Below are 20,890 nucleotides of genomic sequence, written 5' to 3'. Positions count from 1 at the left end.
TTATGAACAAACTAATAATCGCAGCAGGAACAGGATTTTTAGGTCAGGTTTTAGTAAATCATTTCAAAGATAAATTTGAAGAAATTATAATTCTAACCCGTGGAAACACAAAAATTGAGGACGGAATTAAATACCTAAACTGGAATGCAAAAACATTTTCAGGCTGGGAAAAAGAATTCGAAAATACAACTGTTTTAATAAACCTAACAGGAAAATCCGTTGATTGTCGTTATACTAAAGAAAACAAAAAAGAAATCTTGTTATCCCGAATTGAAAGCACTAAGATTTTAAACAAAGCCGTTTTAAATTGCCAAAATCCACCGAAGCATTTCCTGAATTCTTCAACTTCTACTATTTATCGTTTTTCTTTAGATAAAGAAATGGATGAAATTAACGGCGAAATTGGCAATGACTTTTCAATGAATGTGGCTCAATCCTGGGAAAAAGCTTTTTTTAAAACAGAAACTCCTAAAACCATAAAAACAGCTTTAAGAACTTCTATCGTTTTAGGAAAACATGGTGGCGCTTTTATTCCGTTAAAGACTTTAGCAAAATTCGGCTTTGGCGGACAACAAGGAAAAGGAAATCAATTTATCAGCTGGGTTCATGAAACTGATTTTGCACGAGCAATCGAATTAATTATCGAAAGAGAAATGACTGGTGTTGTAAATATTGTTTCTCCAAAACCAATTGAAAACAGAAACTTCATGGCACTATTAAGAAAAGCGGTTAAAGTTCCCTTTGGAGTTCCAATAAATGAAACATTATTAAAATTGGGGGCTATTCTTATTAGAACAGAACCTGAATTGGTCTTAAAAAGCAGAAATGTGATTCCAAAAAAACTACAACAAAACGGATTTCAATTTGAATTTGACACCTTAGAAAAGGCTTTAAAAAATTTAGTATAAATGACGACAATTCTACTCACAACTATAATCAAAGCACCCATCCAAGTTGTGTTTGACAACTCCAGAAACATCGATATCCATCAACAGTCAACGCATCAAACCGATGAAAAAGCAATCGCTGGCGTTAGGTCAGGACTTATCAACAATGGAGAAACTGTAACTTGGCGTGGTAAACATTTTGGATTGTACTTCACTCATAAAAGTCGAATTACAGATATGGTTTTTCACACTTATTTTGTTGATGAAATGGTAGAAGGAAAATTCAAATGGTTCAAACATGAACATTTTTTTGAAGAAATAAACGGAGTCACCACAATGTGTGATAAATTGCAATATAAAACTCCGTTTGGAATATTTGGAAACCTATTTAATTATTTGTTTTTGAAAAAACATTTGACACAATTCCTTTTGGAAAGAAACAACATCCTGAAAAAAGTCAGTGAAACTAAACCTTCAAAAACTCCCTGAAATTATCGGCTGTTACTATGGTAAAACTCCCGGTATAAGTATCCGAAAAAGGTTTTGGCAGCTTGGCTTTTTTGACTTTCCATTTAATTTCAAAAGCATTTACGTCGTCTGCAACAACTTCTATATAATCTACTTCCTGTTGCTGGGTTGTACGCCAAAAATAGGGTTTCGCATTTCTGTTTTCATAACTTAACAATTTCATTCTTTCGGAAATTAAAAAATTTTCCCAAAGCGCTCCTTTGTCTTGTCTGAATTCTAAAAAATTAAAATTCCCTATCAACATATTACGTACACCATTGTCATAAAAATAGATTTTTTTATTGGCTTTTATTTCATTCCGATGATTGCGACTAAAGCTGTTTAATCTAAAAATCACAAAACTTTTTTCAAGCAAATCAATATAATTACTGACCGTATTTTTATCGACACCAACAAGCTGGGCAATTTCATTATAACTCACCTCACTCCCGACCTGAAAAGCTAATGCCTGCAAAATTTTCTCTAAAACTTCTGATTTTCGAATACCGGCTAAACTCAAAATATCTTTATACAAATAACTCGATACGAGATTTTTCAGAATTTCATATTCGTTCCCTAAATTATTAATTACATCAGGATACATTCCGTATAACAAGCGTAATTCTAATTGTTGTTGGGCTTTTATGTAACCCACATTTTTCTCGAATTCATTCCAGGAAACAGGATACAGATGATACTCAAATTTTCGTCCGGTAAGTGGCTCCTGAGTAACATGATTAATATCAAAAGCCGAAGAACCACTCACAATCACCTGAACATCTTTAATTTGATCTACGATAATTTTTAATTTCAAACCAATATTCGGAATGCGTTGTACCTCGTCAATAAAAACATATTTATAATCGCCTATAATATTTTTAAGCGTTTCCGTATTAGCATTCGACAGCGTTTCTACAACAACTGAATCATCTCCGTCAAGAAAAAGAAATGGAGTTCCTTTCAACAATGTATTTACCAAGGTTGTTTTCCCCACTTGACGTGGACCAACAAGGACAATAATCTTTCCCTTATTGAGTCTGTTTTCTATATTGGATATTAAAAACCTGTCTATCATCCTTTTAATTTTCAACAAAAATACAAAAAATATTTGAATTCACCAATTTAAGGTGTTATTCGGTGAACACACTCACCAATTTAAGGTATTTTTTGGTGAATATATTCACCGATATTAGGTTTCTAAAGGAAAACGACCATCAACCACCAAAGAATCGGAATACTTTCAACCCAAAAAGAAGTATAGTATTTAGAACGTTTTTCATTGGAAAAAACTAAAAATAAAGAAAGTACAATCACTAAAATCAAGTTGACGACCAACTGTTTTTCAATAAAATTATTTTTAAAAAATTCTAAAAAATAAAACGGCAGCAATAATCCCAAACCTAAAAGTTTGGTTCGCTTTAATCCTATTTGCTGTGGAACGGTTTTAAGATGCGGATCATCATTAGCCAAATCAATGATTTCGAAAACTAAAATTAAATCGAAAACTAATATAAAACGCTGAATACATTTGATTAAGAAATCCCATCCTAAATCCTGATGGGCATCAACCAACGGCAACATCAGGGTAACTCCTACCCAACACAGGGAAACAATATAAATCTTAACTCCGGCCCAATTGCGTGCATTTTTACGATTAGGAAAAAAAGGGAGTGTATATAAAAGTGTCAAAATTAAAACTCCTACAGCCACGGTCTGAGTAACCAACTGTAATTGGAAGAAAAAAAAACCTACTGCCAGAAACGAAAAAAAACTCAACACAGCTATTATTTTCAACTCGTTGCGCATCATTCTCTTTTGAGTTCGGGCTAATGCATCGTATTTAACAAAGTTATACCCCACAATTGTTCCAAAAAAAGCAAAAAAAGCGATGGGTTCATCATACGGAATTTCAAACATAAACTGCGTCATTCGTACTAATGCATAAACCGACAAAGCCACATGAATACTGGATTTAAGATAGAAATCGAAAAGAGCTTGAATACGAATCATCTAACAAAAATAATCATTTAGCCAGAATATTTATAAAATCCCTTTGCGCAAATAAAATGAATCCTAAAAAACAATGATTTAAAACGGAATTATGTTTATTTTTGCGCCACGAAAAAACAGAACCTTTTACAGCTACATGAAATGAGTATAAACCAGCATTTGTAATTATACAAATCCCGATTATGCGAATTCCATTTTCCGATTAAAAACAGATATTATCTACAAATGAAAACAGACGCTTTTGCTTTAAGACACATAGGTCCAGAGGAATCCGACCTACAACAGATGTTGAAAACAATTGGAGTTGACTCAATAGAACAACTCATCTATGAGACACTTCCGGATGATATTCGTCTAAAAGCACCTCTAAATTTAGATCCTGAAATGACGGAATATGAATATTTAAAACATATTACTCTTTTAGGAAATAAAAATAAAATGTTCAAAACCTATATTGGTTTAGGGTATAATCAGGCTATTGTTCCGGCTGTTATTCAAAGGAATGTTTTTGAAAACCCGGGTTGGTACACGGCTTACACGCCTTATCAGGCGGAAATTGCACAAGGTCGCCTTGAGGCAATTTTGAATTTCCAAACCATGGTTATCGAATTATCCGGAATGGAAATCGCTAATGCTTCCCTTCTTGACGAAGGTACTGCTGCGGCTGAAGCTATGGCTTTATTATTCGACGTAAGAACAAGAGAACAAAAGAAAGCCAATGTTTGTAAATTCTTTGTTTCGGAAGAAATATTACCACAAACGTTATCTGTTTTACAAACCCGTTCTACACCTATTGGAGTAGAATTAATAATAGGAAATCACGAAGAATTTGACTTTTCTGAAGAATTCTACGGAGCTATTTTACAATATCCGGGTAAATTTGGACAAGTAAATGATTATACTAATTTTATTGCAAAAGCTGCCGAAAACAATATCAAAGTAGCTGTTGCTGCTGATATTTTAAGTTTGGCTAAATTAACTCCTCCGGGAGAAATGGGTGCTGCGGTGGTTCTTGGAACTACACAGCGCTTCGGAATTCCGTTAGGTTATGGTGGACCTCACGCCGCTTATTTTGCTACTAAAGACGAATACAAACGTTCCATGCCAGGTCGAATCATCGGAGTTACTGTTGATACTAATGGTAACCGTGCTTTGCGTATGGCATTACAAACACGTGAACAACATATTAAACGCGATAAAGCAACTTCTAATATTTGTACAGCACAGGTTTTATTATCTGTAATGGCAAGTATGTATGCGGTTTATCATGGGCCAAGAGGCTTAAGATATATTGCCAATAAAGTACACGCTTCGGCAGTGACTTTGACAAATACTTTAGCAAAATTAGGTTTCGAACAAACCAATACTGCTTTTTTTGACACTATTGTTATAAAAGCAGATACTAAAAAAATAAGAGAAATTGCCGAGGCTAACGAAGTTAATTTCTTTTACCCAAATGAAAATTCAGTTTCAATCTCATTGAATGAAACTATTGGTTTTGCCGATTTAAATAAAGTGGTTTCTATTTTTGCTGCTGCAAAAGGTTTAGCAACAATCACAATTGATACGTTATCAGAAACCAATCATTTCCCGGAAAGTCTGGTAAGAACTTCAACATTTTTACAACACGAAGTATTCAACAAATACCATTCGGAAACAGCTTTGATGCGTTACATCAAAATGTTAGAACGTAAAGATTTGGCGTTGAATCACTCGATGATTTCGCTGGGTTCTTGTACAATGAAACTGAATGCTGCTGCCGAAATGTTACCTTTAAGTGCACCAAGCTGGAACAGCATCCACCCGTTTGCTCCTTTAGATCAAGCTCAGGGATACCAGGAAATGCTTGCTAAACTGGAAGAATATTTAAATGAAATTACTGGTTTTGCCGCTACTACTTTACAACCTAACTCAGGTGCACAAGGAGAATATGCAGGATTAATGGTAATTCAGGCATATCACCAGTCAAGAGGTGATCATCATAGAAATATTGCTTTGATTCCGGCATCGGCTCACGGAACCAATCCGGCTTCTGCTGCCATGGCAGGAATGAAAGTGGTTGTTACTAAAACACTGGAAAACGGAAACATTGACGTAGAAGATTTACGTGAAAAAGCGATTTTACACAAAGAAAATTTATCTTGTGTCATGATTACGTATCCATCCACTCACGGGGTTTATGAAAGTGCCATTAAAGAAATTACGCAAATTATTCACGATAACGGCGGTCAGGTTTACATGGATGGTGCTAATATGAATGCACAGGTAGGATTAACAAATCCCGCAACTATTGGTGCTGACGTTTGTCACCTGAACTTACACAAAACTTTCGCTATCCCTCACGGTGGGGGTGGACCAGGTGTAGGACCAATATGTGTAGCTCCACAATTAGCTCCGTTTTTACCAACAAATCCCGTAGTTCCAACAGGTGGAGAAAGCGCAATTTCAGCAATTTCTGCTGCTCCTTGGGGTTCTGCTTTAGTTTGTTTAATTTCTTACGGATACATCAGAATGCTGGGTGCCGAAGGTTTAAAATCAGCTACAGAACACGCTATTTTGAATGCTAATTATATCAAAGAAAAATTAAGTGGTCATTACGATACTTTGTATTCCGGAGAAATGGGTCGTGCCGCTCACGAAATGATTTTAGAATGCCGCCCGTTCAAACAAAAAGGAATTGAAGTAACTGATATTGCAAAACGTTTGATGGATTATGGTTTCCACGCGCCTACCGTTTCTTTCCCGGTTGCAGGAACTTTAATGATTGAGCCTACGGAGAGTGAAAATTTAGAAGAATTAGATCGTTTTTGCGAAGCTATGATTTCGATTCGAAAAGAAATTGAAGCAGCTTCTATTGAGGACAAAAACAATGTATTGAAAAATTCGCCTCATACTTTAGCTATGCTAACAACTGAAAACTGGGATTTCCCATACAGCAGAGAACAGGCAGCTTTCCCATTAGATTATATTGCTGAAAACAAATTCTGGCCTAGCGTTCGCAGAGCCGATGATGCTTTTGGTGACAGAAATTTAGTTTGTTCTTGTGCCCCAATTGAGGCTTATATGGAAAGTTAAACACAAAAAATTATAATTCAAAAAATGCCTCGTATATTTCGGGGCATTTTTTAACTAACAGAAAATTACGCAACTAAATATTTTTTATTCAAACAAGATTCGGAAATCAAAAATTAAATGCAGTTGATTTTGAAAATTCTTTAAAAAATATCAGTATTTTTGCCAAATGTATAGCATTTACTATTTCTTGTTTGTTTTGAAAATATTAAATAATTGCTATTCTTTTTAATGGAAACAGCCTAATGAAAATAAAAATAACTGGAACAGGAAGTTACATTCCCGAAAGAGTGATTTCCGACAAATACTTTGAACTTCATCAATTTTTAAATGAAGATGGAACACCTATCAAACAATCGAATGAAGTTATTATAAAAAAATTCAAAGCGATCACCGGAATCGAAGAAAGGCGTTATTCAGAAAGTCACTATAATACTTCTGATTTAGCTTTTTTAGCTTCGCAAAAAGCAATAGCAAACGCAGGAATCGATGCGGAGACGATTGATTATATCATTTTTGCACACAATTTTGGAGATGTAAAATTTGGAAGTGTACAATCAGATATGATTCCAAGTTTAGCTAGTCGTGTCAAACACAAATTACAGATTAAAAACCCAAAATGTGTCGCTTACGATCTTATTTTTGGTTGTCCGGGATGGGTCGAAGGTGTTTTACAAGCGAATGCGTTTATAAAATCCGGAATGGCTAAACGCTGTCTGGTTATAGGTGCTGAAACACTATCGCGAGTAGTTGATGACCACGATCGTGATTCCATGATATATTCTGACGGTGCCGGAGCAACTATTGTTGAAGCTTCTGATGACGAAACAGGAATGCTTTCTTATGAAACTGCTTCCTACACTGAAGAAGAAGCTGGATTTTTATTCTACGGAAAATCATACCATCCGGGCTTAGATCAAAATACCAAATACATCAAAATGTATGGTAGAAAAATCTATGAATTTGCTTTAAGCAATGTACCAACGGCGATGAAAAGCTGTCTGGATAAAAGCGGGATTGCAATAGAAGATGTCAAAAAAATTCTGATTCACCAGGCCAATGAAAAAATGGACGAAGCTATCATTGATCGTTTTTACAAACTATATGATAAAACCGCTCCGGCTAACATTATGCCCATGAGTATTCATGATTTGGGAAATAGCAGTGTCGCTACGGTTCCTACTCTATTTGATTTGATTCTAGACGGTAAAATTGAAGACCACGAAATCAACAAAGGCGATATTCTTATTTTTGCATCTGTGGGTGCCGGAATGAACATCAATGCTTTTGTATACCGATACTAATTTTTTTAGTTCCAAATAATAAATCCGTAACTGAAAATTATTTTTAGTTGCGGATTTTTCTTTTAAATACATAGCCACTAATTCACGAATGGCTCTAACTATTGCTTTAAAATAATCCAAGTGATTACAATTTAATTTGTAAAATGAATCAAACAAATGCTGTATGGAGAAAATAAATTCGTGAATTTGTGGCAAAATAACAAGAAATCAACAGTATAATATGCGCTACAATTCTACAAAACGAGCCATATATCTTTGTACATTTGTGCCTGTTCTAAAAACCGTTATAAACAATGTACGAAAAAACGTTTCCTAATAAAAGATTCAAACATACCTTAGATTTTTTAAAAAAACATGTTTCCACTTCTGAAACTATTTTTGACTTAGGAGTTCCAAATCCATTTTCAAAAATCATGGAAGAAAACGGGTATCAGGTAAAAAACACTAAAGGAGAAGATTTAGACAAAGACCAGACGGCTTTACAAACGGAATCGTATACTGTTTTTACGGCTTTCGAAATTTTCGAACATTTATTGAATCCTTACACCGTTTTAGAAAATGTAAAATGTGACAAGTTAGTAATTTCCATTCCGTTACGCCTTTGGTTTTCTCCGGCTTACCGAAGTAAAACCGATATGTGGGACAGGCATTACCATGAATTTGAAGACTGGCAATTAGACTGGCTTTTAGAAAAAACAGGCTGGAAAATTACCGCCAGAGAGAAATTTACGCATCCGGTAAAAAAAATTGGTTTCAGACCATTACTGCGATATTTCACTCCAAGATATTATATTGTTTTTGCAGAGAAAATTAAATAACACAGTGCTCCAAATTGATATTGCAATTGATTCTTGAAATTGCTATTCTTTTTTCACAAAACAAACTCAAATGAATTATTACATAGTTATTCCTGCTCACAACGAAGAAGAATTTATTGCTCTGACTTTAGAATCCCTAATTTCACAAACACTTTTACCTAAAAAAGTGGTCATTGTAAATGATAATTCTACTGACAGAACTGCCGAAATTGTTCTGGCTTTCGCCAAAGAGAATCCGTTTATCACATTGGTAGAAAAAAAATCGAGTGCGATTCATTTGCCGGGAAGCAAAGTAATTCAGGCATTTCAGAAAGGTTTTGAATCCTTAGATGAAGATTATGACGCTATTGTAAAATTAGACGCCGACTTAATTTTTCCCGCTAATTATTTCGAAACTATCACAAAGCATTTTAACTCTGATCCAACTATCGGGATGGTGGGCGGATTTTGTTATATCGAAAAAAATGGCGACTGGGTTTTGGAAAACTTAACTGATAAAGATCATATTCGTGGGGCGTTAAAAGCATACAGAAAAGAAACGTTCAAACAAATTGGTGGTTTAAAACCGCAGATGGGTTGGGATACTGTAGACGAATTGCTGTGTAAATTCTACAATTGGAAAGTAGTTACCGACGAAAGTTTACATGTAAAACACTTAAAACCTACCGGAGCTAATTACAATAAAACAGCCCGTTACAAACAAGGCGAAGCATTTTATACCTTGGGTTACGGATTTTGGATTACAGCAATTGCTTCGGCAAAATTGTCTTTTATGAAAAAGAAACCTTTGCTGTTTATTGATTACATCAATGGTTTTTTAAAAGCAAAATCAGAAAAAAAACCTTTAATGGTCAATACTGAGCAAGCTAAATTTATTCGAAATTATCGTTTAAAAAAAATGAAAGAGAAGCTTTTCTAAACAAAAACCCGCCAATCATACCCAATAACTTATAACTAATTTCGTAAATTAGCCCATAATCAAAAAACTATGATGCTCATTCGCTATATATCGCAAATAGGAAAATATTTCCTGATGCTAAAAGAAATTTTTAACAAACAGACAAAATGGTCTGTAATGCGTAATCTCATTTTTAAAGAAATAGATGATTTAATTATAGATTCACTTGGTATTGTTGCCTTTATCTCTTTCTTTGTTGGTGGAGTTGTTTCTATTCAGACAGCTTTGAATTTAACTAATCCGCTAATTCCTAAATACCTGATTGGGTTTGCAACCCGTCAATCGGTGATTCTTGAGTTTGCTCCTACTTTTATTTCAGTAATTATGGCTGGAAAAATGGGGTCTTTCATCACCTCAAGTATAGGAACCATGCGTGTTACGGAACAAATTGATGCCTTAGAGGTTATGGGTGTAAATTCTTTGAATTATCTGGTTTTCCCTAAAATTATTGCTCTTTTATTGTATCCGTTTGTCATCGGGATTAGTATGTTTTTAGGAATTCTTGGTGGCTGGATGGCCGGAGTTTATGGTGGTTTTACTTCCAGTAATGACTTTATTACCGGTGCTCAAATGCAGTTTATTCCGTTTCACATTACTTATGCTTTTATAAAAACCTTCATTTTTGCCATGTTATTAGCAACCATACCCTCTTTTCACGGTTATTACATGAAAGGTGGTGCACTGGAAGTAGGAAAAGCAAGTACCGTATCCTTTGTCTGGACATCAGTATCCATCATCCTTTTTAATTATATATTAACTCAGTTGCTATTAGGATCATGATAGAAGTAAAAAACATAGAAAAATCATTTGGAGACAGTAAAATTCTGAAAGGAATAAGTACTGTTTTTGAAACAGGAAAAACCAACTTAATTATAGGACAAAGTGGTTCCGGAAAAACGGTTTTATTAAAAAGTTTATTAGGAATTCACCATCCTGAAGTAGGCACGATCGAGTTTGACGGCAGAATCTATTCTAACCTGGATGATAACGAAAAAAGAGAACTGAGAACTGAAATCGGAATGGTATTTCAGGGAAGTGCTTTGTTTGACTCCATGACAGTAGCCGAAAATGTGGCTTTTCCTCTTCGAATGTTTACTAAAAACACAAAAGCACAAATTAAAGAAAGGGTTGATTTTGTTCTAAAAAGAGTTGCCTTGACGGATGCACATAATAAATTACCTTCTGAAATTTCAGGCGGAATGCAAAAACGTGTGGCTATTGCCCGTGCCATCGTTAACAAACCCAAATATTTATTTTGTGATGAACCCAACTCCGGATTAGACCCCAACACTTCTATATTGATTGACAACCTCATCAAAGAAATTACAGAGGAATATGACATTACCACAGTAATTAACACCCATGACATGAACTCTGTTATGGAAATAGGTGATAATATTGTTTTCTTAAAAAACGGACTTAAAGAATGGCAAGGAAATAAAGAAGAGATTTTTAAAACCGATAATCAGGCGGTTGTAGACTTTGTATATTCTTCTAATTTATTTAAAAAAGTAAGAGAAGCATATTTGAAAGAATAATTCATTTTAAAATTTCAATTAAAAAATCCCAAATTCCAATTATAAAATATAGTTGAATTTGGGATTTCTATTTTGAAGTTTATTTTTTTAATTGCTGTGTTTAATCAACTCGACCTCCGCATTTGGATTGAATAAATACAACTTTCCGGAACTAATTTCTAAACATTCAAAGCGTTTGGTACGAACGGCTATTTTCTTAAAAATTTTTCCGTTTTTGATTCTGAAAATACTTCCATAAGGGATTTCAAAAACATAATTTTTATCTTCATTTTGCTGATCAAATTGTTTCAAAGCAAGTGATAAAGTAGTATCAGTATCGCTACTGGCGCTGGGATTTCTAAAATGCCTTGCCAGCAAAGGCAACAATTGATTTGGAAAAATTTCAGGTCGAATGTAAGGAACCATCAATTGCTGAAAAACATATTTCCATTCGTTTCCATGCGGTTTGATGTTACGCCCAAATTTTTCAAAAGCCACTAAATGTGCAATCTCATGAATAAGTGTAATTAAAAACCGGTATTTATTCAGACTTCCGTTTACGGTAATTTCGTGTTTTCCATTTACTGCTTTTCTGTAATCACCATGACGGGTCAGGCGTTCGTTAACGATTTTTAAATGCACCCTGTTTTCTACAATCAACTCAAATACGGGTTTGACTGCATGCTCAGGAATATATTTTGCTAAAGTATCGCTCAATTGAAGTTAGAGGTTAGAGGGAAAAAATTAAAAATAGAAAAGTGGTATAATTTTAATCCAAAACATACAATTAAAACTGTTGACTTTTAACTTCTAACTTTTTTTAAGGATTAGTCGTTGAAACTTCTAATACTTTTCCGTTAAAATAGTTATTTCCGTTTAGTGTAAAATCATAAATATAAGTTGCCATTCCTGCTGCCGAAATAGGTGCCTGATAACCCGGAAAAGCTTCTTCTAACATTTCCGTCTGAACGGCTCCCAGCGCTAAAACATTAAAGGAAATACCACGTTCTTTATATTCTTCAGCCAATAATTCCGAAAGTGTGATTACAGCTCCTTTGCTTGAACTATAAGCGGCAAGTCCGGCAAATTTCAAACTTCCCTGAACACCTCCCATAGAACTGATCGTTACCACATGGCTTCCTTTTTGTAAAAACGGAATACAAATACGAGTCAGATTAGCAACCCCAAAAACATTGACTTTATATACATTTTCAAAATCAGTTTGCGTTAAGGTTTCGAAAGGTTTGCAAATTAAACTACCTGCATTGTGAATCACAGCATCAACTTGTTTCCAGGTTGTAGAAAGAAATTGTTCCACTTGTTCTAAATCGGATTCATGAGCTAAATCAACCGAAAGACACGTAATATTTTCATTTAAAATTAATTCCTGAGGTGTTTTTCTCGAAAGAGCCAAAACCTGATGTCCTGCATTAGCAAACATTAAAGCCAATTCAAAGCCGATTCCTCTGCTGGTTCCTGTGATAATAATTTTCTTCATGCCACAAAAATAAACAAAATCAATGAACTAGTCGGTTTCCTTTTCGTCTAAAGCTATTTTATTAGAAAAGTACTTTCTATGTACTTTATACCCTTGAAATCCCGCCATAAAAACAAAGAAAACGGGAATAATTACCGGTATCATATAATCGGTTAAAAAGGCAATTTGCTTGTGGATTTTATCCAAAAAGTAAATAATAAACAGCATCCCAAAGAAAACGCCAACCATCGTCCCGCCTACATAATAAAATTTCAACCGCTTATAAATACTAATGTAATTACCATTAAGAAAATAAAGGTTCCAGGCCAGCCAGAATGGAATTTGTAAAAAATTAAGGCAGCTCAAAAAAACACCTATCCCAAAAACAGGCCATTGCAAATAGGAATCTAAGTAACTTTCGCCATGAACTGTATCGGATGATTTTTGATAAAAAATAAAAGCAACAAGTAACAAAAAGAAAACCCCAAAAATCTCGATACTTTTCATCAATTTTTTATTCTGAACCAGTTGATTTGCAAAAATTAAAGTATAATAAGCAACAAAAGCTTCTATAAAAATAACGCCCAAAATATACCAAACTAAAGATTCCAGACCCAGTTCAGCATATACTTCAAGCCCCACAATATTCAAAAAACCCAATGGCAACGAGCCTAAAAAACTCACCGTAAACCCAACGGCTATGTTTTGAATGATTCTCATAATTAGAAATTTATAATTTTATTGCTTTGCTCCAGATGCAACCGGTATTCTTTCATTCCTTCCTTATGGGTCAAAAACGGAACGCCTTTTTTATTATTTAACACACTAATTTCATACATATAGGTAATGTGTCGGGCTAGTTCTTTCCATGCAAAAAATACTGAATGAGCAGGATCATAAATATGCGTTGGTTCGCTGGCAGCACCATTTAACTCCACAATGGCAAAGTTTTTCCCCGCTTCTAATTCTCCCATTGTTGCATACATCACATCCAATCTTCCAAAAAAGAAATCCGGAATTTGCGAACAAATCACGTCCATAGTCGCTTCTAACTTTGGAGAAATCCAATGGCTGCCATCTATAAATTTAGCCCCACGGGCATGATTACCATAGGGAACTAAATTGCGCTTCTCTCCTGTTTTTAAAACTTCTGAGAGTTGTGTTCCGTATTCTTTTTGTAAAGAGGCTAATTGCAACTCAAATCTTGGATTTGCTCTTATCAAAGTTTCTATTGTCGAAATTCCATCACCTGTCACAATTAAAAACTCCTTGGAAACAATTCCGGTAATTTTTCCTTTATTTTCATTGGGATAACGCACATAAAAAATACCAACTTCATTTTCATACGGAATCAAATCCTGCAATAAAAAATCAAAATTAGCTTTTTGTGCATACTGATTCAATTCGGCAATACTGTTGATTTTTTTCACGCCCGAACCACGCAAACCAATATCCGGTTTTGCAATTAATGGAAATTGAATTCCTGATTTTTCAATTATATTTTGAATTGCTGCCAAAGAAGTTCTTTCGGTTATCAACTCCGTTTTAGGATAATATTGTTGTGGAATTAAATTATAAATGGCTTTTTTAGATTCCATCATAAATCCGCCATTTTTAATTCCAGGATTGGAAGCATTGAAGAAAAAAAGCGATTTTGCCCGAATGGCATAGTACCCCCAGAGAAAGTAAATGGGAATATAAACCACTTGAAAAGGCCAATATTCCCAATGAAAAATTTTATGCAGCAGTAATTTCATTTTCTTAAATCTTAACAATCCGGTGGTGGTATCAAACAATTATAAACGAAGTTGAAAAATCTTCATTGGTAATCAAATCATAATGCAGTATTGACACTTTATTTTTTTCAATTATCGATTGGGTAATGCTCAGGGTTTTAGTTTCTCCATTTCGATTAATAACCAACCCATTCTCAGTATTTTCCTGATCGGCATAACGATGAAACTGATACATATCCGTTTCCGAAAGTAATCCTTTATTTTCTAAAAACGCATAAAATAAATCGGCTCTTTCTTTTCTAATGGAGTTCGAATACAACGTTGATGACGACCAAATGTGTTTTTTATTGGGATCCAAAACTAATTTTTCTTTGTTGGTTCCATTCCAACGCAGCTGAAACAATTGGTTATTCTGAAACAAAACCAATGTAAAAGGTTCGATGTTTTCCAAATCTATTTGCTCCCAAAAATCCTTTGGTGAATTTTCACTCATCAACTCTAAAACAATCAAACCACGACTTTTTCGATAAGAAGATTTCCTTTCATGCTTTTCTTCAGCTCCATTTAGCAGAACAAGCACGGTTCCTTCTTCATCCACAATATACCAGGTTCCTCCTGCTTTTGGATCTTTTGGAAAAATCACATTCTTGCCTTTTACGGTATAATTTTTTGGAGGAATGGCACTGGGTCTGATAATGTTCTCATCCCTGTTAGAAGTAATAAAAATTCTGCCTTCACTATTTACAAAACTTACTGTACACATTTTTTTCTGAATTCGATAGTAGAACGGGCCACCCCAAAATTAGCATCGACATTTATATTTTCAAATTTTAAAACCGCGACTTTTATAAACGCCTGATGATGGATACAATGTTCTAAATTATAGAGTAACTCTCTAAAATAATTACTTTGAATCCTAATTTCTTCGCCTTCAATAAACTGCTGTAATTCGAGGTTTTTATTTTCATTCCTTAGTCCGTTTTGAATAGCTTCAATTTGTTTAATTGCATATTCCACATCAGTCTGAATCCATTGATTGCGTTCCCGATGATCATAATTAATTATTCCTGAATCCAGTTGATTTTCTAAACACTGAAACATTTCTATAATGTGCCTGCAATGTTCGCCTATACTGGCATAACTCAATTCCGGACAGGGATTTGTAAAATCATCTTTTGACAATTGCCTTAACAAATTGACCAATTCATTCAAACTTTTATTTATGGATGGTAGAAGCATATTAAAATTTTAAAATCAACAAATCAGACCACTTACTTTTATCTTTATAAATTAAAACCGCACAATTAATTAATACTAAAAGTGCTAACATAAAAAGAGTTCCTCCATCATTTTGAACTTCTATGCCCAAAACAAAAATATGAGAAACTACCGCCCCAATCATTAATCCTAAACCCAATAATGCTCCAAAAATTGTTGTTCTGGGCATCAAAATTAAAACGGCTGCAACGAGTTCAAAAATTCCGGTTGCAATTCGTCCATAAGGTTCCATTCCTAATTTCGAAAAAATATACACACTCTCTGCTGCAGCTGTAAATTTAAAATAAAGCGTTTGCAATAAAATTACAGCAACAAAAAACCGTAAGAACCAAGTAAACACAGCTTTCACGACTAATTTTTTAAAGATTGAGCAGCAGCAACTAAAAGTTCATTCGAAATTCGGTGTTTGTAATCCGGTGTAATGTGTTCAAATTCAATTTCGCCGTCTAAATTTACAATAAAAACCGAAGGAACAGGCAAAAAATTATTATTCACACCATCCGAACCTTTAGCTATAACAGGTTTGTATAAAAGAGGCGCCTGAAAAGCAATTCCCATGGCTTTTGCCAAATCTCCATTACTATCAGACAACAAAAGATAATTTACTTTGTCTTTTTCTTCAGTAACTTTCAGGTTTTTTGGAGCGTCAGGACTTACAGCCACAATCTGGTAACCTAAATCCAGTAATTCTTTTTCGGCTTCGCCCAAGGCTGCCAAATGCAAATTACAATATGGACACCAACCACCCCGATAAAAAACCAAAATAGTTCTTTTTTTATCCAAAACCGATTTTAAAGAAACGGCATTTCCATCAATTAATTTTAAAGTACTATTAGGAATTTTTTCTCCTATTAATAAAGGGGCAATATCGGTGGCTGATTGTGGCAAATTGCTTTGAGCATTCCCTGCAAAACCGATCACTAACAAAACGAAGCTGATTATTTTTTTCATAATATTATTTTTATTTAAAGTAAAGGTAACATCGTTTTAAACTGCTTATTGTCGGCTAGTTTACAGTTCGATTAAAAAACTACAATTGGGTAACATCCGTAATTATAATTTCTCTTCTGTTATACAGCAACATTCCCCGGGATTCCATTTCATTCAGCAATTGGGTTGCCGTTTGTCTGGAAGTACATATAATTTGGGCAATATCCGTTTGAGTCAGATAATTTTCCAGAGTTATTTTATTGCCTTCCTGCTTGCCTTCTTTCTCAGCCCAATCTTTTAAAAACTGATACAATCTGGTTTTAGCATCTTTGGAAACTAAATTAGCATAACTATTTTTTATGCGTTTCATTTTTAAACCCACGAATTTGGTATAAGAAAGTGCCAAACTGGGATTTTTTAATAGTAAATCTTCAAAATCGGACATTAAAAAACTGCAAATTACTACATCATCTGAGAGTACTTTAGCATATTCATTAGATTCAAAATCATTTTCTAAAGTCAATTCGCCAAACAAATCACCTTTTTGAATAATATCTTTAATCGTCTCATTGCCTTCTTCATCAACGGCTACAATTTTAATATTTCCTTTTTTAAGGAGAAAAATTCTTGGCACATCTGATGAAGAGAAATAAATAATTTCTCCCTTATTGGCTTTCTTGAAACCGGTAATAATACACAATTGTCTGATTTGAGCAAAACTCAACGTCCTGAACAATTTGTGATCTCGCAGGTACCAATATTTTAAATCTTCATACATAAAAAGGGAACTTTGGGATAAAAGTAATTGCTATTTTAAGAAGTTAATGTCCGCGAGATGACAATTCGTTGAATTTCCGAAGTACCCTCATAGATTTGGGTAATTTTAGCATCGCGCATCATGCGTTCCACATGGTATTCGGCTACATAGCCATTTCCACCGTGAATTTGTACGGCTTCAATCGTTACATCCATAGCAGTTTGTGAAGCAAATAATTTAGCCATCGCACCTGATTGAGTAATATCCATTCCGGCATCTTTTTCTGAAGCGGCTTTCAAACACAGCATTTTTGCCGCCATAATCTGGGTTGCCATATCTACTAATTTAAAAGCAATAGCCTGGTGCTGAAAAATTTCTTTTCCAAAAGATTCCCGCACATGCGAATATTTCAACGCTAATTCATAAGCACCGGTAGCTATACCTAAGGCCTGAGAAGCAATCCCGATTCGACCGCCATTTAAAACCGCCATGGCAAAATGAAAACCAAAACCGTCCTCTCCTATTCTGTTTTCTTTTGGAATTTTCACATCATTAAAATGCAAAGAATGCGTATCGGAACCACGGATTCCCATTTTCTTTTCTTTAGGACCAATAGTAAAACCTTCCCAGCCTTTTTCAACCAGAAATGCATTGATTCCTTTATGTCCTTTTTCAGGATGCGTTTGCGCCATTACAATATAAGTAGAAGCGGTTGAACCATTAGTAATCCAGTTTTTTGTTCCGTTTAACAAATAGTAATCTCCTTTATCAATGGCTGTTGTTTTTTGCGAAGTAGCATCAGATCCCGCATTAGGTTCCGAAAGGCAAAAAGCACCAATAATATCCCCTTTGGCCAGCGGAACTAAATATTTTTGTTTTTGCTCTTCACTGCAATACTTCTCCATTCCTGCACAAACTAAAGAATTGTTTACGGACATAATCACTGCAGCCGAAGCATCCACTTTTGCAATTTCGCTCAACACTAAAACATAAGACACATTGTCCATACCCGAACCGCCGTATTTAGGATCGACCATCATTCCTAAAAAACCCAGTTCGGCCATTTTTTTGACTTGTTCGGTTGGGAATTTAGAGAACTCATCTCTTTCTACAACTCCCGGCAATAATTCATTTTGAGCAAAATCTCTGGCGGCTTGCTGAATCATTTTTTGTTCTTCGGTCAAATTAAAATCCATAACAACTCTTTTTATAATTAATACTAAAAACATAGAAAATAAAATTCCATGCAGAATCTTGGTTTAATGCTTTAGTGTTTTCTAAATTTACTTACTTTTATTTTAAAAATACAATTTAAGTTTTTAATATTTTAATTGCCTGCAATTCTCTTTCGATGAAGAAAAATTTTTATAATGTAATTGGTGTCATGTCCGGCACTTCACTTGACGGTGTTGATTTAGCACATATTCAGTTTGAAATAAAAGAAGAACAATGGCATTTTGAAATTCAGGAAGCCGAAACTGTCGCTTACAGTAAGGATTGGGTCAACCAATTGAAATTAGCAGTAGATTTTTCGAAAGAAAATCTCGAAATCTTAAATAAAAATTACACCCAACTGCTTTCAAAAATCATTGTAGATTTTATCGAAAAACATAAAATAGCGAATCTTGATGCAGTTTGTTCTCACGGACACACTATTTTGCACCAGCCTCAAAATGGGTATACACTTCAGATAGGAAACCTACCCGAAATGGCAGCTTTGACCCAACAAAAAGTTGTTTGTGATTTTAGAATTCAGGATGTACAGCTAGGCGGTCAGGGCGCTCCGTTAGTACCTATTGGAGATCAAATTTTGTTTTCAAACTATGATTATTGTATGAATTTAGGAGGATTTTCGAATGTATCTTTCGAAAAAAATAATCAAAGAATTGCTTTTGATATTTCGCCTGTAAACACCGTTTTGAATTTCTATGCCAATCAATTAGGATTGAATTATGACGATAAAGGCCAAATTTCGAAAACAGGAAAAATCAATCCTGAATTATTAGAAGCGTTAAATAGTTTGGATTTTTATCGAAAAAAACACCCAAAGTCATTAGGTTTTGAATTTGTAAAAGAAATTGTTTTACCCATAATCGAAAGCTATGCAATTTCCATTGAAGACAAAATGAGAACTTTTACCGAACATATTGCGTTGCAAACAGCTTTAGCTTTACCAATCAAAAAAGGAAATATGCTAATTACCGGTGGTGGCGCATACAATGAATTTCTTATTGGAGAAATCCAGAATCATTTGCCTGAAATGGAAATTGTAATCCCCGAATCCAAAATTCTGGAATTTAAGGAAGCCTTAATTTTTGCTTTGCTGGGCGTCTTAAAACTCCGGGACGAAATCAATACTTTAAGCAGTGTAACCGGTGCAAAAAAGGATCATAGTTCCGGATGCATTTATCTTTAGAATCAAAACTAAAAACAAACATTTACTGTTATTTGTTTCAAATTTTATCCAATAGAATCGCAATTTTTATAATATCTTAGCGTTTCAATAACAAATAAAAATTATATGAGTATATTGTTACAAGCAGATACCTTATCTGTTGCAGGTGAAAATTTAGCCGAAGCGGTTCCAGTTGAAAAAACTTTATCCATCATCGAACTCCTAACTAGCGGTGGTCTGGCAGGTCAAATAATTATGGCGGCATTATTCATAATGCTTTTTGTTGCCTTATACCTTTATTTTGAACGTTTGATGGCTATTAATGAAGCATCAAAAGTGGATACTAATTTCATGAGTCTGGTTAAAGACAATATCAAAAACGGGCGTATAGACAATGCTAAAATGGCTTGTGCTCACTCTAAATCTCCTGTAGCACGATTGATTGAAAAAGGAATTTCCAGAATTGGTAAACCTTTAAATGACATCAATACCGCTATTGAGAACGCCGGAAAACTGGAAATAAATAAATTAGAAAAAAATGTAAGTATGCTTGCTACCATTTCCGGTGCCGGACCTATGACCGGTTTCTTAGGAACAGTGGTGGGAATGATTCAGGCATTTCATAAAATGGCAACAGCAGGCGGACAAATTGAAGTTGGCGCGCTTTCTGAAGGGATTTATACCGCCATGACTACTACGGTTGTTGGACTGGTAATAGGGATTATTGCTTATGTAGGTTACAACCACTTAGTAGTAAAAACAGACAAAATTGTTCATCAGATGGAAGCCAATGCGGTTGACTTTTTAGACTTATTAAATGACCCTGCATAATTATGAATTTAAGAGGACGAAATAAAGTTAGTGCTGAATTTAACATGTCATCCATGACAGATATTGTCTTTCTGTTATTGATATTCTTCATGCTGACATCGACAATGGTAACCACAAATGCACTTGATTTAGTATTACCAAAAGCAAAAGGAAAAACAGACAGCAACAAAAATATTGCGGTAAGCATCAATAAAAAATTAGAGTTTTTTATTGACAAAGAAGCCGTTCCCGAAAGCGAATTAGAATCAAAATTATTATCCATAATGGCAGCGGATGCAAATAAAGCCATTATTTTAAGAGCCGAAGAAGGAGTTCCTATCGAAAAAGCAGTCAACGTACTGGACATTGCCAATAGAAACCAAATTAAAGTTGTTTTAGCCGTTAGGCCTAAATAATAGCTCCTGACTTTCAAA

The 20,890-nt window shown here is 34.5% G+C and carries 23 protein-coding genes; 11 read left to right on the top strand and 12 right to left on the bottom strand.

Features of this window, described 5'->3' with window-relative positions:
• The first annotated feature begins 2 nt into the window (after positions 1-2).
• On the top strand, positions 3-908 hold the full coding sequence (locus tag BUB89_RS13330; protein ID WP_073245871.1) for a TIGR01777 family oxidoreductase: 906 nt from the start codon (positions 3-5) through the stop codon (positions 906-908).
• Positions 909-1,376, top strand: a complete 468-nt coding sequence (locus BUB89_RS13325) for an SRPBCC family protein (RefSeq protein WP_073245869.1) — start codon at positions 909-911, stop codon at positions 1,374-1,376.
• On the opposite strand, the gene BUB89_RS13320 is transcribed toward BUB89_RS13325, so the two are convergent.
• Complete coding sequence (locus BUB89_RS13320) at positions 1,354-2,469, bottom strand: ATP-binding protein (protein WP_073245868.1); 1,116 nt, start codon at positions 2,467-2,469, stop codon at positions 1,354-1,356. The genes BUB89_RS13325 and BUB89_RS13320 overlap by 23 nt on opposite strands.
• A gap of 122 nt (positions 2,470-2,591) precedes the next feature.
• Entirely contained in the window at positions 2,592-3,404 is an 813-nt protein-coding gene (locus tag BUB89_RS13315) for a UbiA prenyltransferase family protein (protein ID WP_073245866.1), read from the bottom strand.
• 225 nt (positions 3,405-3,629) lie between these two features.
• Between BUB89_RS13315 and gcvP the strand changes: the two genes are divergently transcribed.
• From gcvP to BUB89_RS13285, 6 genes are all read left to right on the top strand, one after another.
• Positions 3,630-6,479, top strand: coding sequence for an aminomethyl-transferring glycine dehydrogenase (gene gcvP, locus BUB89_RS13310; protein ID WP_073245864.1), 2,850 nt, complete (start codon positions 3,630-3,632; stop codon positions 6,477-6,479).
• Between the two features lie 242 nt (positions 6,480-6,721).
• Positions 6,722-7,780: a 3-oxoacyl-ACP synthase III family protein gene (locus BUB89_RS13305; protein WP_073245862.1), complete on the top strand. Its 1,059-nt coding sequence runs from the start codon at positions 6,722-6,724 to the stop codon at positions 7,778-7,780.
• 293 nt (positions 7,781-8,073) lie between these two features.
• Positions 8,074-8,598, top strand: a complete 525-nt coding sequence (locus BUB89_RS13300) for a methyltransferase (protein WP_073245860.1) — start codon at positions 8,074-8,076, stop codon at positions 8,596-8,598.
• 70 nt (positions 8,599-8,668) lie between these two features.
• Entirely contained in the window at positions 8,669-9,517 is an 849-nt protein-coding gene (locus tag BUB89_RS13295) for a glycosyltransferase family 2 protein (protein WP_073245858.1), read from the top strand.
• Positions 9,518-9,586: 69 nt separating this feature from the next.
• On the top strand, positions 9,587-10,336 hold the full coding sequence (locus BUB89_RS13290; protein ID WP_073245856.1) for an MlaE family ABC transporter permease: 750 nt from the start codon (positions 9,587-9,589) through the stop codon (positions 10,334-10,336).
• Positions 10,333-11,094 carry an ABC transporter ATP-binding protein gene (locus tag BUB89_RS13285; RefSeq protein ID WP_073245855.1) on the top strand — a complete coding sequence of 254 codons (762 nt, stop codon included), beginning with the start codon at positions 10,333-10,335 and terminating at the stop codon, positions 11,092-11,094. The genes BUB89_RS13290 and BUB89_RS13285 overlap by 4 nt, the downstream gene beginning before the upstream one ends.
• 87 nt (positions 11,095-11,181) lie before the next feature.
• Here the strand turns inward: BUB89_RS13285 and BUB89_RS13280 are convergent, their stop codons facing one another.
• The 10 genes from BUB89_RS13280 to BUB89_RS13235 form a co-directional block, all read right to left on the bottom strand.
• Positions 11,182-11,790: a SprT-like domain-containing protein gene (locus BUB89_RS13280; protein ID WP_073245853.1), complete on the bottom strand. Its 609-nt coding sequence runs from the start codon at positions 11,788-11,790 to the stop codon at positions 11,182-11,184.
• Between the two features lie 103 nt (positions 11,791-11,893).
• Positions 11,894-12,571 carry an SDR family NAD(P)-dependent oxidoreductase gene (locus tag BUB89_RS13275; RefSeq protein ID WP_073245851.1) on the bottom strand — a complete coding sequence of 226 codons (678 nt, stop codon included), beginning with the start codon at positions 12,569-12,571 and terminating at the stop codon, positions 11,894-11,896.
• Between the two features lie 27 nt (positions 12,572-12,598).
• The gene (locus BUB89_RS13270; protein WP_073245849.1) at positions 12,599-13,270 is read right to left on the bottom strand and encodes a hypothetical protein; all 672 of its coding nucleotides are present in this window, start codon (positions 13,268-13,270) and stop codon (positions 12,599-12,601) included.
• Between the two features lie 2 nt (positions 13,271-13,272).
• Positions 13,273-14,307: an ATP-grasp domain-containing protein gene (locus BUB89_RS13265; RefSeq protein ID WP_073246146.1), complete on the bottom strand. Its 1,035-nt coding sequence runs from the start codon at positions 14,305-14,307 to the stop codon at positions 13,273-13,275.
• Positions 14,308-14,338: 31 nt separating this feature from the next.
• A complete protein-coding gene (locus BUB89_RS13260; RefSeq protein ID WP_073245847.1) occupies positions 14,339-15,049 on the bottom strand; it encodes an NRDE family protein in 711 nt (236 codons plus the stop codon).
• On the bottom strand, positions 15,037-15,525 hold the full coding sequence (locus BUB89_RS13255; protein WP_073245845.1) for a hypothetical protein: 489 nt from the start codon (positions 15,523-15,525) through the stop codon (positions 15,037-15,039). The genes BUB89_RS13260 and BUB89_RS13255 overlap by 13 nt, the downstream gene beginning before the upstream one ends.
• 1 nt (position 15,526) lies before the next feature.
• Positions 15,527-15,913, bottom strand: a complete 387-nt coding sequence (locus BUB89_RS13250; RefSeq protein ID WP_141384479.1) for a DoxX family protein — start codon at positions 15,911-15,913, stop codon at positions 15,527-15,529.
• A gap of 2 nt (positions 15,914-15,915) precedes the next feature.
• Positions 15,916-16,515 (bottom strand): peroxiredoxin-like family protein, encoded by a 600-nt coding sequence (locus BUB89_RS13245; RefSeq protein ID WP_073245842.1) that lies wholly within the window; start codon positions 16,513-16,515, stop codon positions 15,916-15,918.
• 79 nt (positions 16,516-16,594) lie between these two features.
• Positions 16,595-17,272, bottom strand: coding sequence for a Crp/Fnr family transcriptional regulator (locus BUB89_RS13240; RefSeq protein ID WP_073245840.1), 678 nt, complete (start codon positions 17,270-17,272; stop codon positions 16,595-16,597).
• Positions 17,273-17,307: 35 nt separating this feature from the next.
• Positions 17,308-18,447 carry an acyl-CoA dehydrogenase gene (locus BUB89_RS13235; protein ID WP_073246145.1) on the bottom strand — a complete coding sequence of 380 codons (1,140 nt, stop codon included), beginning with the start codon at positions 18,445-18,447 and terminating at the stop codon, positions 17,308-17,310.
• A gap of 155 nt (positions 18,448-18,602) precedes the next feature.
• Here BUB89_RS13235 and BUB89_RS13230 point away from each other — a divergent pair, with 155 nt between their 5' ends.
• The 3 genes from BUB89_RS13230 (at position 18,603) to BUB89_RS13220 (ending at position 20,872) form a co-directional block, all read left to right on the top strand.
• Positions 18,603-19,667 (top strand): anhydro-N-acetylmuramic acid kinase, encoded by a 1,065-nt coding sequence (locus BUB89_RS13230; protein WP_073245838.1) that lies wholly within the window; start codon positions 18,603-18,605, stop codon positions 19,665-19,667.
• A gap of 105 nt (positions 19,668-19,772) precedes the next feature.
• Complete coding sequence (locus tag BUB89_RS13225) at positions 19,773-20,477, top strand: MotA/TolQ/ExbB proton channel family protein (protein WP_073245836.1); 705 nt, start codon at positions 19,773-19,775, stop codon at positions 20,475-20,477.
• A 2-nt stretch (positions 20,478-20,479) separates the two neighbouring features.
• Positions 20,480-20,872, top strand: coding sequence for an ExbD/TolR family protein (locus BUB89_RS13220; protein ID WP_073245834.1), 393 nt, complete (start codon positions 20,480-20,482; stop codon positions 20,870-20,872).
• The last annotated feature ends 18 nt before the right edge of the window (positions 20,873-20,890 follow it).

It is taken from the genome of Flavobacterium flevense, assembly GCF_900142775.1.
GTDB lineage: Bacteria > Bacteroidota > Bacteroidia > Flavobacteriales > Flavobacteriaceae > Flavobacterium > Flavobacterium flevense.
This window is presented reverse-complemented; position numbering and strand designations above follow the sequence as displayed.